Here is a 14726-nt window from a genome sequence, read left to right on the forward strand (position 1 = left end):
CGCCCTGAAAAATATGGGCGCAGCCGACGGCCTGGAGAGGCTTCCGACAGGGTTGGGAAATTAAGGGATTTACCGGGAGGGGGGTGACATGGGAAGCGGGGACAAGACAGGGCCAGGCAGAGTTCAGTTTATTTTGTGAAAAAAAGCGAACGGAATTGCACCGTTCGCCGCCTTGTTTCAGGCCGGTTTGAGCTTGAGGTTGCGCGCATACCAGGGCCGCTTGGGCACACGTTTGAACAGGCCTTGCAGTGCCTCGTCCTCGGCACCGAAGGTGATACGCAGGGCGAGCTTCATCACCTCGGGGTCCATCTCCAGCGACTTGCCCACCTGCAAGCCCGGCGTGGTGCTGCAACCGTGGGTATCCGGGCCAAGCCAGGGGTCGCCCACTTCCACCCAGCGCCCCGGCGCGAACCAGGGTACGCCGTTGACTTGCAGGCGCTGGACTTCGCCCGGATGAAAGCGCTCATGGGCACGAAACCAGTCTTCGACACGGTCGTCGATCCAGCCATGGAAATGCCAGAACACAGGGTTGACGTGGGACGAGAACGGGTCGCCGAGGAAATCGTTTTCGGCGGCGTACCAGCGCGCGGCGAAATCCGCCGGGTCGCGGGCGAGCGGCACCGGTCCGCCGTTGGACGGGTCACGGGGCACGGAGGCCCAGCGCATGTGCAACCAGTCGTGCAGGCCCAGCTCCATCTCGGAGCCGAGCTGGCCCAGGGTCAGCCTGGCCAGGTAGCGCGGGTCGCGGTACTGCGACTCCCAGACCTGGAAGTTGCTGTGGTAGGTCTCGGCGGCCTTGATGTCACTGACCCACTGGGTGTAGTCACCGTCATCCGGCGCCGACCAGGTGGGCGGCAGCGCGAAGCCGTCACTGTTATCGAAGTAGCGCACAAAGCCCAGGCGGTCGCGCTCGAGCGGCGGTTGCGGTTCGGGAAACGCCGGCCAGGAGGGCAAATGCTGCATGGCCCGCGCGGTGCCGAGCATATGTCGGTGCATGTAGAAGAAGTCGATGCCCGAGCCGTTGCGATCCTTGCGCTTACCCCGGGCATCGCGCTCCTGCCCCCGTGGCCCGGGTTGCCAGCCGATCCCGCGCAGGGCCTCGCGCTTGTCCTCGGACAGCTTGTGCCATTGGTCACGGGTGGCATGCCACAACTGGTGGAACAGGCGATGCTCGGGGGCGATCAGCCAGGCCAGCAACGCGGGGTTGAGGCCGATGCGTTCGCGGGCTTCGGGAAACAGCTGTTTGTGGGCGATGAAGCGGTTGTCGCGCTCGGTCAGCGCCAGGGGCCGGTCGAGGTCGAAGATCTGCCCGCTGAGGGTGCCGCTGCCGGCGTTGCCGAAGTTGGCCCAGACCTCGTCGAGGGTCATCTTGAATTCATAGGCCGGGGCGCCGTCGGCAGACTCGCGGTCGATCAGCCGCCAATAGAGCAAGGCGCCCTCGCCCGTCAGCAGGTCGCCGAGTACCCGGTAACGCGGTTCGCCTTCGGCGCGCAGATTGGCCGCAGTGTCCAGGTAGCCGCGCAGGCCACGGCCACGGGGGGCGATGTCCAGCAGCAGCTCAAGGCCTTGCAGTGGCAGGCCGTCGAGGCCGGCGTCGCGCCCTTCCAGGCGCAGGCTCCAGATCCCGCGCAGCGTATTCGCCAGGTGCTGGCCCTCGGTGTCGGCCAAGTCCACCGTGGCTTCGCCGGGGGTGATGGGGAATTCTTCACGGGTCAGCTCGCGATGGGCATAAAAAGCTGCCGGCACGGCAGCGCCCGTCAGCGCCAGGCCGGCAATGAACCCACGTCGAGAGATCGTCATTTTCTACCTTAGCAAACGCCTTTATCAGAGCTAGAACGTTGGCCGCCACGCAAAATTTACCGGCCCGCCCCGGCGGCCTAAATTTGTGCGGTCATCGCTCGTTCCTCCCTGATAGCGAAGGCCTCAACTGACTGAGATGGCAATGACAAAACCACGTTCGAAAAAGGCGCTGTATATCGGTCTGCCCCTGGCACTGGCCATCGGCGCCGGAGCCGGCTTCCTGGCCTGGGACCACTGGTTCCGGGGCAATGCCGGCTACCCGCTGGCGGTGATCAAACAGGCCAACGAAATGCAGGACCGGCTGCTGTCGTTCGACAGCCATATCACCGTGCCCCTGGACTTCGGCACCGCCGGCAACGAAGCGGACAAGGACGGCAGCGGCCAGTTCGACCTGATCAAGGCCAGTCGCGGGCGCTTGTCCGGCGCAGCCCTGACGATTTTCGGCTGGCCGGAAATCTGGAACGGCCCCAACGCACCCCACAAGCCCACCGACGGGTTCGTCGAAGAGGCCCGCCACGAGCAGGAAGTGCGCTACAAGATCATCTCCGGCCTGGTGCGCGACTTCCCCAACCAGGTGGGCATTGCCTATACGCCGGACGATTTCCGACGCCTGCACGGCGAAGGCAAGTTCGCGATCTTCATCAGCATGCTCAACGCCTACCCGCTGGGCAACGACCTGAACCAGCTGGATTTGTGGACCGCGCGCGGCATGCGCATGTTCGGCTTCAGTTATATCGGCAACAACGCCTGGTCCGACTCGTCGCGCCCGCTGCCGTTCTTCAATGACTCCACCGATGCGCTGGACGGGCTGTCGGACATCGGCAAACAGGCCGTGCACCGCCTCAATGACCTGGGCGTGATCATCGATGTGTCGCAGATGTCCACCAAGGCCCTGGAGCAGGTGGCGCAACTGAGCCGCACGCCGATGGTGGCGTCGCACTCGGCGCCGCGCGCCTCGGTGGACATCCCGCGCAACCTCAGTGACAAGGAACTGCAACTGATCAAGCAAAGCGGCGGCGTGGTGCAGGTGGTGGGATTCCCCGCCTACCTGCGCCCGCTGAGCCAGCCGACCCAGGACAAGCTCAACACCCTGCGCGCCCGTTTCGACCTGCCGCCGCTGCCCAATCTGGCCATGGCGCTGATGCCCGGCGACGCGATCATCGCGGCGTGGCCCGAACAGAAATTCGGCCAGTACGCCCAGGGGCTCTACGGCATTCTCGAAGAGGAACCCAAGGCGACCCTCAAGGACCTGGGCGACGCCATCGATTACACCGTGCGCAAGATCGGCATCGACCACGTGGGCATCGCGTCGGACTTCAACGACGGCGGCGGCATCCAGGGCTGGGACAACGTGGGCGAGGTGCGCAACGTCACTGCCGAACTGATCCAGCGCGGCTACTCCGAAGCCGATATCGCCAAGCTGTGGGGAGGCAACTTCCTGCGGGTGTGGGACCAGGTACAAAAAGCCGCCAAGCCCTTGGCCAATCGTTAACCCTGCGTGAAGTGAGTCCATGACCGACCGCCGTACGTTTCTCAAGCAGGCCGGCGTTTTCGCCGCCAGCCTGCCACTGGGCGCCGCCCTGCTGCCCCATGCCCAGGCCGCTACCCCAGCCGCTGCGACCGATGCCCCATGGACGGGCCTCAAGCAACTGTTCAACCAGGACCCGGATTATCTGCACTTTTCCAACTTTCTGGTGGCCTCGCATCCCAGGCCGGTGCGCGAGGCCATCGAGCGTTATCGCCAGCAGATCGACCGCAACCCCGGGCTGGCAATGGACTGGGACCTGCAGGAAACCTGGAAACGCGAAGGCCAGGTGCGCGAATGGGCGGGCCGCTACCTGAATGCCAAGCCACCGCAAATCGCCTTGACCGGCAGCACCTCCGAAGGGCTGGCGATGATTTACGGCGGGATCAAGGTGCGACCCGACCAGGAAATCCTCACCACCGCGCACGAACACTACGCCACCCAGAACGTGCTGGATTTTCGCGTGCTCAAGCAAGGTACCCAGGTGCGCCGGATTCGGCTGTTCGAGGACGCCCACCAGGTGTCCGCCGACGAAGTGCTGGGCAATATCCAGCGCCATATCCGCCCCACCACCCGCGTGCTGGGCATGACCTGGGTGCAGTCCGGCAGCGGTGTGAAACTGCCCATCGGCGCCATCGGCCAACTGGTGGACGAGCACAACCGCAACCGCGACGAGCAGGACCGCATCCTTTACGTGGTAGACGGCGTGCACGGCTTTGGCGTGGAAAACCTCGACTTCCCGCAGATGAATTGCGATTTCTTCATCGCCGGCACCCATAAGTGGATGTTCGGCCCGCGCGGCACGGGCCTGGTCTGCGCCCGCGACCCGGAAAACAAATACGTCACGCCCATGGTGCCGACCTTCTCCGAGGACACCAACTTCGCCACCACCATGACGCCCGGCGGGTATCACGCGTTCGAGCATCGCTGGGCGGCCGACGAGGCGTTCAAGCTGCATTTGCAGCTGGGCAAGCCGCAGGTGCAGGCGCGTATCCACGCGCTCAATACCGAACTGAAGAGCGCGCTGCTGGAACACCCCCGGGTCGAACTGGTCACGCCGCGCAGCCCCGAGCTGTCGGCGGGGTTCACGTTCTTCCGGGTCAAGGGCCAGGACAGCGACGCGGTGGCCGCCTACATGATGAAAAACCGCGTGGTGATCGACGCCGTGAACCGCGACGTCGGCCCGGTGATTCGCACCGCGCCCGGCCTGCTCAATACCTCCGACGAGATCCGACGCTTCATGACCCTGCTCAGCCAGCGGGCGTGACGGCGATTTTTTAACTTGATCGAGATGCCCACATGCACCGTGACATCCCTGCTCCATCACGTCTCAACCCCCTGGCTGCGCTGGCCCTGACCGCGCTGTGCGGCGCCCTGTCGCCGGGCCTGGCCCAGGCCGCCACGCCGCAACCGGGCAAGGTATTCAAGGACTGCAAGGACTGTCCGGAAATGGTGGTGCTGCCCGCCGGCACCTTCACCATGGGGACCCCGGAAGATGAAGTGGGCCGCGAGCCCGACGAAGGGCCGATGCATGACGTGACCTTCGCCAAGCCCTTCGCCATGAGCCGCTTCCAGATCACAGCCGGCGAGTGGGACAGCTACGTACGCCAGACCGGAGTGGTCATCGCCAACGGAGACACGCGCCCTGGCCGCGAATGCATCGCCAGCAAGCCGCGCTACCCCCAGGGCCCGCGCCAGCCGGCGGTGTGCATGGACATGGACGATATCAAACAATACGTGGCCTGGCTGTCGAAAAAAACCGGCCAGCACTACCACATGGTCAGCGAAGCCCAACGCGAATACGCGGCGCGCGGCGGCTCCACCGGACCGTTCCCCTTCCCGTTCGATGAAGGCAAGGGCTACAGCATCGCCCAGCATGCCAACACCTACGGCCCGGCGGACGGCTACAGCTACTCGTCGCCGGTAGGCAGCTACCCGCCGAACGCCTTTGGCCTGTACGACATGCACGGCAATGTCTACGAACGGGTCGCCGACTGCTACCACGCCGACTACAACGGCGCACCCACCGACGGCAGCGCCTGGATGGACGCGCAGTGCGAGCTGTATCAGATTCGCGGCAATGACTGGGGCGAAGCACCGGTGTTTTCACGCTCGGGCAACCGCAACAACATCTACCCGGAAACCCGGGGCGACTGGATTGGTTTCCGCGTAGTGCGCGATCTCTGAGCCGCTCAAGAGTTCGGTGTGGGTGAGGCTGCGAAGGCGGTGGGTCAGGCGGCATCTGTGTCGGCGGTGCCGCAGTCATCGCAGGCAAGCCAGCTCCCACATTGGATTTCTATTGTTGGTGAGAAAGCGTACGGCGCGATGGACCTGCTGATGGAGTTTTTCCAGCCACTGCAAGACCTCTGTGGGAGCTGTCGAGCCCCGGCGAGGCTGCGAAAGCGGTGGGTCAGGCGGCATCTGTGTTGGCAGTGCCGCCGTCTTCGCGGCGATGCGGCGACCCGACAAGCCTGGCAGTGGCTGTCTCTCAAGCCTTCGCCAGCAGCGCCAAGCCTTCATGCAGCGCCGGGAACAGGCTGTTGTTGAAGTTGTTCCAGCGCAACTCGAGGATGGTGTCTTCCGGGGATATCTCGGTCTTGAGCACGTCGTGGAAGACTTCGCCGGAGTCGATGCCGTTGTCCACGTAGTGGAACGAGGCCCCGGTGAGGTACAGCGGTTCCGACGGTTTGGTTTCCCGGGTGGCCCAGTCCACCACCGTCTGTCCACGGGCACCGTACAGCGCATTCCAGGTCGCATAGGCGCCCCGGCGCTCGTAGGGCGACTCGATACGGGTGATGCCCGGGTGAATGTTCATGATGCGTCGCGCGAACGGTGCCCCCGGACGCACCAGCTCGTCGAGGATCACCAAAAGACCGTCGAGCACCACGATATCGGCCTTCAACTCCACCAGTGTGTCATGCAGGCGGCGTTCGAAATCCTGCTTGCCGGCGATGTGTTCGGCACTGCCCCGGGGCAGGCGGCGGTACGTGGACGGCACGCTCAGCAGCAGGTCGTTGACCAGGTGACCCTGCACGCGCAGATCCGCCGGATACAACCACTGGCGCCCAGGCTGGTAGGCAAAGCCGTAATCGGCGACCAACTGCTGGTCGCGCGGGTTCTGCGCGTCATCGTCGTACACCACACCCACCAGGTTGTAGGCCTGTCCCAGCGGGGTATCGTTCAGCGACCCCACCAGAAACTCCAGCACCGACTTCATGTAGCGCTCGTGATCTTTGTAGGCCACCGGCTGGCCAGCCTTGTCGGCTGCGGCATTGCGCAGGGACCACACGTACACCAGGTTCTTTTTCGTCATTGTCTCGCTCTCGCTGGATAGTTCAGGCACGCGCTCATACGCGTGCGCCTACCTCACAAGAACGAACCAGCCCGCCGCCGATTTATCCCCCCGCCCACCGCTGGGCACGCCGCGCTAAATACTCGCCCCGACGCTTCGTTTGTCATGGGTAAGGGTCTGTGTGCCCAGCCCCCTCTTTTCACTCTCCGGGAAGTATTTATGACCGACCCCAAGCGCGGCGCCTTCAATGGTCTGCTCGCATTGCTCAGGCCCTTTCGTACCATCGTGACCGTCTCGGTCGCCCTGGGAATGGCCGGCGGCCTGGCTATCACCTTGCTGCTGGCCACCATCAACAACGCCCTGCACTCGTCCACCGGCATGACCCAGGGCGTGGTCCTGACCTTCGCTGCGCTGTGCCTGCTGGCGCTGACCAGTTCGATCGTGTCCGACATCGGCACCAACTATGTGGGCCAGCGCATCATCGCCGCGCTGCGCAAGGACCTCGGCGAGAAAGTCTTGTCGGCGCCCATCGAGCAGATCGAGCGGTATCGCTCGCACCGCCTGATCCCGGTGCTGACCCATGACGTCGACACCATCAGCGACTTCTCCTTCGCCTTCACCCCGCTGGCCATCGCGACCACCGTGACCCTGGGCTGCCTGGGTTACCTGGCGTACCTGTCGGTGCCGATGTTTTTGATGATGATCGTGGCCATTGTGATCGGCAGCAGTGTGCAGTTCATCGCGGGCCACAAGGGCATTCGCGGTTTCGATGAGGCCCGCGACCAGGAAGACGAGTTGCAGCGTTACTACTCGGCAATCGCCTCGGGGGCCAAGGAGCTGCGTATCCACCGCCCGCGCCGCTACCGCATGAACACCCATCGCATTCAGGAAACCGCCGATCGCATCAGCGATATCCAGGTGCGCTCGGTCAACATCTATATCGTCGCCAAGACCTTTGGTTCGATGCTGTTTTTCGTGGTCATCGGCATCGCGCTGGCGATGCAGGCCTACAGCCCCAACCCGGATCCGGCTGTGATCACCGGCTTCGTGCTGGTGCTGCTGTACATGAAAGGCCCGCTGGAGCACGTGGTGGGTTACCTGCCGATCATCGGCAAGGCGCGCATTGCGTTTACGCGCATCACCGAACTGTCCGAGCGTTTCTCGTCGCCCGAACCGCACCTGTTGATGGACGACACCGAGGCACCGCAACCGCTGGTGCACAGCCTGGAACTGCGCGGCGTGAGCTACAGCCCGCCGCCGGTGGAAGGCAGCGAGCCGTTCCATCTGGGGCCGATCAACCTGAGCATCAAGCAGGGCGATATCGTGTTTATCGTCGGCGAAAACGGCTGCGGCAAGACCACCCTGATCAAGCTGCTGCTGGGCCTGTATCAACCCCACGCCGGGGAAATCCGCCTGAACGGCGAAGCGGTGACCGACCCGCTGCGCGATGACTATCGCCAGTTGTTCACCACTGTGTTTGCCGACTACTACCTGTTCGATGACCTGGTGCAGGGCAGCGCCACGCAGTCGCTGGACAGTGCGACGAAATACCTGGAGCGCCTGGAAATCGCGCACAAGGTCAGCGTCAAGGACGGTGTGTTCAGCACCACCGACCTGTCCACCGGCCAGCGCAAGCGCCTGGCGCTGGTGAACGCCTGGCTCGAAGAACGTCCGGTGCTCGTGTTCGACGAATGGGCCGCCGACCAGGACCCGGCCTTCCGCCGCATTTTCTATACCGAGCTGCTGCCGGACCTCAAGAGGCTGGGCAAAACCATCATCGTGATCAGCCACGACGACCGCTATTTCGACATCGCCGACCAATTGGTGCGCCTGCGTGCGGGCAAGGTCGTGCACGAAATGGCGCCGGCGTGAAATTTCTTTTCCGGTTTTTCCAAGTAGGAACGTCTCACTAGTGTTAATGAGAACCAGCCTCAACAAATACCTATAACTGCCAACCTAAAACCCAGAAGAGAAAGCATCCATGCCAGCACGACTCGGTCTCAGCCCCTTGAGCAAAGCGCTCTCCATGCGACGGGCCCTGAACATCAACCTGCTGCCCAGCGCGCTTGCCCTCGCGGTCTCGATGCCCATTGCCGGTTATGTACAGGCCCAAGAGATCGAGCTCGACATTCCTGCACAGCCGTTGGGGACGGCGCTGCAGGCATTCGGCCAGCAGACCAACCTGCAAGTGCTCTACAGCCCGACCGACGTGCAAGGCAAGAACAGCACCGCCATCAAGGGCAAGCAGGCGCCGGAACAGGCGATCGCCACGCTGCTCAAGGGCACCGGCATCCATTACGCCCTGCAAGGCAACGCGGTGACCATCAGCGCTGTCGCCACGTCGGGGCTGGAGCTGGGCACCACCCAGGTGACCGCCAACCAGCTGGGTACCGTCACCGAAGGCACCGGTTCGTACACCCCGGGCACCATCGCCACTGCCACGCGCATGGTGCTGACGCCACGGGAAACGCCGCAGTCGATCTCGGTGGTGACCCGCCAGGTCATGGATGATTTCGGCCTGAACGCCATCGACGACGTGATGCGCCACACCCCGGGCATCACCGTGTCGACCTACGACACCGAACGCACCAACTACTATTCGCGCGGTTTTTCCATCGTCAACTTCCAGTACGACGGTATTCCGACCCTGCGCGACGCCCAATACTCGGCGGGCCAGACCCTGACCGACATGGCGATCTACGACCGCGTCGAAGTGCTCAAGGGCGCGACCGGCCTGCTCACCGGCGCCGGCGGCCCGGGCGGTACCATCAACCTGATTCGCAAGAAACCGACCTCCGAGTTCAAGAGCAGCATCGAGCTGGGCGCCGGTTCCTGGGACAACTACCGCTCGCAGGTCGACGTGAGCGGCCCGCTGACCGAAACCGGCAACGTGCGTGGTCGTGTCGTGGCGGCATACCAGGATAAAAAATCGTTCCTCGACCACTACTCGCGCAAGACCGGTGTGCTCTACGGCATCCTCGAGTTCGATCTGGACGAAAACACCCTGCTGACCCTGGGCGCCGACTATCAGGACAGCGATCCCAAAGGCTCCAGCTGGACCGGCACCCGTACCATTTTCGATGCCACCGGCAAAAAGCTCGACGTGCCGCGCTCGTTCAACAACGGCCCGAAATGGGGTTCGTGGGAACAGTACAGCCGCACGGCGTTCGCCACCCTGGAACACACCTTCGACAATGGCTGGGTGACCAAGGGCCAATACAACCACCAGATCAATGGCTACAACGCGCCGCTGGGCTACATCTCCCAGGACTCCGCCACCGCCAGCTCGATCTATGCACGCAAATACGTGGGCGATACCACCAGCGACAGCCTCGATGTGTATGCCTCGGGCCCGTTCGAACTGTTCGGTCGCGAGCACGAACTGGTGATCGGCCAGTCCCTGTCCATCTCCAAGTGGAAGGCCAAGGACTACACCGCCACCACCTACTTCGACAACTCGTATGATTTCTACAACTGGCACGGCCAGGCCATCGAGCCGCTGTGGACCGCGACCAAGATCAACGACGAGACCACCCGCCAGACCGGCACCTACGTCACTGGCCGTTTCAGCCTGACGGATGAACTGCACCTGTTGCTCGGCTCGCGTATCGCCAACTACCAGGTCACCGGCACCAGCGACACCAAGGAAAGCGGCAAGGTCGTGCCCTATGCCGGCCTGACCTACGACCTCAACGACAACTTCACTGCGTACGCCAGCTATACCGAGATCTTCCAGCCGCAAACCCAGTACCGCACCCGTACCCGCGCCATGCTCGAACCCAACGAGGGCAAGAACTACGAGTTCGGGCTCAAGGGTGAGTTCTTCGGTGGCCGCTTGAACTCCAGCCTGGCTTACTTCGAAGTGCACGAAGAAAACCGTCCGATCGCCGACACCGTGTGGAACTCCCAGCCGGGCGTCGACTACTCCTACGTCGGCACCAAGACCAAAACCAAGGGCTACGAAGCGGAAATCTCCGGCGAACTGGCCAAGGGTTGGCAGCTGCAAGCGGGCTACACCCACAAGATCGCCCGGGACGACGACAACAAAAAGGTCGCCACCTGGGAGCCGCAAGACCAGGTCAGCTTCTACACCACCTACAAATTCCAGGGCAACCTGGACAGGCTCACCGTCGGCGGTGGCGCGCGCTGGCAGAGCGCCGGCTGGCAGACCGTCAACAACTGGGGCTACCCGGGCGGCGGACGCTTCGAGAAGTTCACCCAGGATCCGTACTGGCTGGTTGACCTGATGACCCGCTACCAGGTCACCGACAAGCTGTCGGCCACCCTCAACGTCAACAACCTGTTCGACAAGCACTACTACACCAACATCGGTTTCTATGATTCCGCCTACCCGGGCGACCCACGCAACGTCATGGTCACCACCCGCTACGACTTCTGATACCTGCACCACCCCAAGCCCGCGAGTCCTGTGACTCGCGGGCTTTTTCATGGCAGTTGCAAATGCCTCGGCAACGTCTAGGCCCACAAAAGAAAACGCCCCTGACCATCGAGGATGATCAGGGGCGTCGCTTGCCGCCGGTGTCTACTTCATCGCCGCCGCAAAGCTGCGGATGAACTCGGCGTTATCGACAATGCGGTGGTGCGTGGTGTCGATCACCTCCGAGCGCTGGATACCGGCCTGGCCGATCACCTCGCGCATGCCGGCTTCGATCAGCGCCTGATGCATACCGCCCTCGCTCAGCGCCGCCCACCAGCAATACACCGGCGCCTGGATGGCGCGGTAGTCAGTGTCTTGCAGGCGCTGGTCCAGCACCTGCTTGATCGCCCAGGAGCGCTCGGTTTCGCCGCCACCTTGCAACTCGTCCTTGAGCACGCGGTAGCTGTCACCCAGGGTCGCGTCGGCCCACGCCGACAGGCGCTGCCATTGCTCGTCCTCACTGCCCGCCGCGCTGTGCCAAATGCCGTGGATCTGTTCGGCGAACGCCGGGAACATCACCGCCAACAGTTCGGCACGTCGTTCGGCAGCGGAGATGACCCGCTCATCCACCAACGCTCCCTGGTTCCAGAATGCGGTAAAGCGTGCCGGCGGCGGCGCGTCGATCCAACCCACGGACTCCACCGTGCGACCGGCCTGCTCCAGACGATAAGCCACTTCCATGGCCAGGTTGCCGCCCAGCGACCAACCGGCCAGGCGGAGTGCGCCTTCCGGCTGGGCACTCAACAACTGCTGCGCGTAATCCTCGACCATCTCGGCCCATTCCGGCACCTCGCCGCGCTCATCCACCAGGGCGCGGCAGATCACCCCGTGCACCGGGCGCTGTTCGCGCAACGCCAGGGCAATCGCCTTGTAGCAATGCACCGAGCCGAAGCTTGGATGGAACAGGTACAGCGGCGTGCCCTCGGTCTGGCCATTGAGCGGCACGATCAGCGAATGGCTTGCGCTGCCCTGCATGCAGGCTGCCTGCGCGGCCACGGTCGGGTGCAGCATCAGTTGGTTGACCGTCAGCGTGATACCACACGCCTTGTTCAGCCGCTCCTTGAGCATCAACACCAGCAGCGAGTGGCCGCCCAGCTCGAAGAAGTTGTCATGTACGCCCACCCGCTCCACATCCAGCACCTGCGCCCAGACCGCCGCAACCTGCTGCTCCCGCTCGGTGCGCGGCGCCACATAGGCACGGCCCGCCGCCTCGGGTTTGGGCAGGGCCTTGCGGTCCAGCTTGCCGTTGGGGCTCAGTGGCATGGCGTCCAGCGACACCCATTGCGCCGGCACCATGTAGTCCGGCAGATGCTTGCCCAGGTGCTGGCTCAAGCGCTCGCGCCAGCTGTCGCCAGGCTGTTGCAGCACCAGGTAACCCACCAAGTGTTTGCCGTCCACCACCAGCACCGTGGCTTCGCGCACATCCGGGTGTTCGAGCAGACGCGCTTCGATTTCGCCCAGCTCGATACGCAAGCCACGCAGCTTGACCTGATGGTCCAGGCGCCCGAGGTATTCGATAACCCCGTCGGCGCGCTGGCGCACCCGGTCGCCGGTGCGATACAGCCGCGCGCCGGCGTGGAACGGGCATGCCACGAAACGCTCGGCGGTAAGCCCCGGGCGGCGATGGTAACTGCGCGCCAGGCCCTCGCCGCCCAGGTAGAGTTCGCCAGCCACGCCGACCGGTACCGGCGACAGACCGGCATCCAGCACATGGGTACGCAGGTTGGCGATCGGTTCACCGATGGGCACCGTGTCGCAGTCTTCCTCGATGCATGTCCAGTGCGTCACGTCGATGGCGGCTTCGGTCGGGCCGTACAGGTTGTAGAGCCCGGCCTGGGGCAGCCTGGCAAACACTTGCTGCTGCGCATCCACCGGCAATGCCTCGCCGCTGCACACGATGCGTTGCAGGCTGTGGCACGTGGAAACCCGGGCGTCCTGCAAGAACGCCTGGAGCATCGACGGCACAAAGTGCAGCGTGGTGATCCGCTCGGCGTTGATCAGGCTGACCAGTTTGGCCGGATCACGGTGATCCCCCGGCGCAGCCACCACCAGGCGCGCACCGGTCATCAGCGGCCAGAAGAACTCCCACACCGACACGTCGAAACTGAACGGGGTCTTTTGCAGCACGCTGTCGCGGGCGTCCAGCGCGTAGGCCTCCTGCATCCAGCACAGACGGTTGGTCAGCGCCGAATGACGGTTGCCGGCGCCTTTCGGCTGGCCGGTGGAACCCGAGGTGTAGATCACGTAGGCGAGGTTTTCGCCATCCAGTTCAATGCCCGGGTTGGCGTCGCTGTAGTCCTCGAACGTCGATTCACCAAGGACCAGCGTTGCCAGCCCAGCCGGAATCGGCAACTGCTCGCGCAAATGGGCCTGGGTCAGCAGCAGTTTCACGCCACTGTCATCGAGCATGTAGGCCAGGCGCTCACGCGGGTATTCCGGGTCCAGCGGCACATAAGCACCGCCGGCCTTGAGCACCGCCAGCAGGCCGACCACCATTTCGACGGAGCGTTCCACCGCGAGACCCACCAGCACATCCGGGCCGACACCGGCCTCGATCAAACGATGAGCCAGGCGATTCGCGCGGCGGTTCACCTCGGCGTAGTTCAACCGCTGTTGGTCAAAGACCAGCGCCGGAGCATCCGGCGTGAGGGCCGCTTGTGCTTCGATCCACTGGTGCACACAGCGTTGCAGCGGATAGTCACGGCCAGTGGCGTTCCAGTCATGGACCGTGGTCTGCCGTTCAGCGGGCTCCAGCCACGGCAGTTGATCGATACGCTGCTGCGCATCCGCCGCCATGCCGCCCAGCAGGTTCAACCAATGGCGCGCCATGCGCGCCAGGGTGGCCGGCTCGAACAGGTCGGTGGCGTAGGTCAACGACGCAGCCAGGCCCTCGGCAGACTCGTGGGTGTTGAGGCTCAGGTCGAACTGCGCGGTGTGGCTCTCCCACGCCAGACCGTCCACCCGCAGGCCCGGCAGTGGCTGGCCCGGGTCACGTGCGACATCCTGTGTCTGATGGTTGAACAGCACCTGGAACAGCGGGTTGAAACTCAGGTTGCGCTCCGGTTGCAGCGCCTCCACCAATTGCTCGAACGGCAGGTCCTGATGGCTCTGGGCTTCCAGCGCACGCTGTTTGACCTGGGCCAGCAACCGCGCCACGGTGAGCTGCCCGTCGATCTCGGCCTTGAGCACCTGAGTGTTGACAAAGAAGCCGATCAGACGCTCGGTTTCCACCCGGTTACGGTTGGCAATCGGCACGCCGACGCGGATGTCCTGCTGCCCGCTGTAGCGGTGCAACAGGGTCTGGAACGAGGCCAGCAGCAGCATGAACAAGGTCACACCTTCGCGCTGGGCCAGGGCCTTGAGGTTGGCGACCAAGGCTGCCGGTATCTCGATGTCCAGGCTTGCGCCGCGATGGCTTTGACGGGTCGGACGGGCATGGTCCAGCGGCAGTTCCAGCACCGGTTGCTCACCGCCCAACAGGCCGCGCCAATAGTCCAGTTGACGGGCCTTCTCGCCCGCCTCCATCCAGTGACGTTGCCACACCGCGTAATCCGCGTACTGCACCGGCAAGTGCGGCAGTTGCGGCACCTGGCCCTGGCTGAACGCGGCATACAGTTGCACCAGCTCATCGACCATCACCTGCATCGACCAGCCATCGGAAACGATATGGT

The 14726-nt window shown here is 63.9% G+C and carries 8 protein-coding genes; 5 read left to right on the top strand and 3 right to left on the bottom strand.

The features are described 5' to 3' along the window. Nucleotides 1-177 precede the first annotated feature (177 nt). Nucleotides 178-1800: a pyoverdine maturation tyrosinase PvdP gene (pvdP, locus tag ACW9IN_RS26040; RefSeq protein ID WP_457368540.1), complete on the bottom strand. Its 1623-nt coding sequence runs from the start codon at nt 1798-1800 to the stop codon at nt 178-180. Between the two features lie 142 nt (nt 1801-1942). On the opposite strand from pvdP, the gene pvdM reads away from it, so the two are divergent. From pvdM to pvdO, 3 genes are read left to right on the top strand one after another with little or no spacing between them, the layout of a single operon-like run. Continuing rightward, nucleotides 1943-3292: a pyoverdine-tailoring dipeptidase-like protein PvdM gene (gene pvdM, locus ACW9IN_RS26045; RefSeq protein WP_457368541.1), complete on the top strand. Its 1350-nt coding sequence runs from the start codon at nt 1943-1945 to the stop codon at nt 3290-3292. Nucleotides 3293-3311: 19 nt separating this feature from the next. Continuing rightward, nucleotides 3312-4592: a pyoverdine-tailoring periplasmic protein PvdN gene (pvdN, locus tag ACW9IN_RS26050; RefSeq protein ID WP_457368542.1), complete on the top strand. Its 1281-nt coding sequence runs from the start codon at nt 3312-3314 to the stop codon at nt 4590-4592. Between the two features lie 32 nt (nt 4593-4624). Next, the gene (pvdO, locus tag ACW9IN_RS26055) at nt 4625-5512 is read left to right on the top strand and encodes a dihydropyoverdine dehydrogenase (RefSeq protein WP_457368543.1); all 888 of its coding nucleotides are present in this window, start codon (nt 4625-4627) and stop codon (nt 5510-5512) included. A gap of 301 nt (nt 5513-5813) precedes the next feature. Here the strand turns inward: pvdO and ACW9IN_RS26060 are convergent, their stop codons facing one another. Then, nucleotides 5814-6638 (bottom strand): N(5)-hydroxyornithine transformylase PvdF, encoded by an 825-nt coding sequence (locus ACW9IN_RS26060; protein ID WP_457368544.1) that lies wholly within the window; start codon nt 6636-6638, stop codon nt 5814-5816. Nucleotides 6639-6836: 198 nt separating this feature from the next. On the opposite strand from ACW9IN_RS26060, the gene ACW9IN_RS26065 reads away from it, so the two are divergent. Next, a complete protein-coding gene (locus tag ACW9IN_RS26065; RefSeq protein WP_457368545.1) occupies nt 6837-8489 on the top strand; it encodes a cyclic peptide export ABC transporter in 1653 nt (550 codons plus the stop codon). 109 nt (nt 8490-8598) lie between these two features. Beyond that, nucleotides 8599-11016 (top strand): TonB-dependent siderophore receptor, encoded by a 2418-nt coding sequence (locus tag ACW9IN_RS26070; RefSeq protein WP_457368546.1) that lies wholly within the window; start codon nt 8599-8601, stop codon nt 11014-11016. Between the two features lie 144 nt (nt 11017-11160). Here the strand turns inward: ACW9IN_RS26070 and ACW9IN_RS26075 are convergent. Next, a partial coding sequence (locus ACW9IN_RS26075) for an amino acid adenylation domain-containing protein (RefSeq protein ID WP_457368547.1) occupies nt 11161-14726 on the bottom strand: 3566 nt, incomplete at its 5' end.

This window comes from Pseudomonas sp. SDO5271_S396, from assembly GCF_054071795.1.

Excerpts from the sequence above, each read along its gene's own strand:
- pvdM (WP_457368541.1), top strand. The coding sequence starts at position 1,943 with ATGACAAAACCACGTTCGAAAAAGGCGCTGTATATCGGTCTGCCCCTG.
- pvdP (WP_457368540.1), bottom strand. The coding sequence starts at position 1,800 with ATGACGATCTCTCGACGTGGGTTCATTGCCGGCCTGGCGCTGACGGGC.
- ACW9IN_RS26070 (WP_457368546.1), top strand. The coding sequence starts at position 8,599 with ATGCCAGCACGACTCGGTCTCAGCCCCTTGAGCAAAGCGCTCTCCATG.
- pvdN (WP_457368542.1), top strand. The coding sequence starts at position 3,312 with ATGACCGACCGCCGTACGTTTCTCAAGCAGGCCGGCGTTTTCGCCGCC.
- pvdO (WP_457368543.1), top strand. The coding sequence starts at position 4,625 with ATGCACCGTGACATCCCTGCTCCATCACGTCTCAACCCCCTGGCTGCG.
- ACW9IN_RS26065 (WP_457368545.1), top strand. The coding sequence starts at position 6,837 with ATGACCGACCCCAAGCGCGGCGCCTTCAATGGTCTGCTCGCATTGCTC.
- ACW9IN_RS26060 (WP_457368544.1), bottom strand. The coding sequence starts at position 6,638 with ATGACGAAAAAGAACCTGGTGTACGTGTGGTCCCTGCGCAATGCCGCA.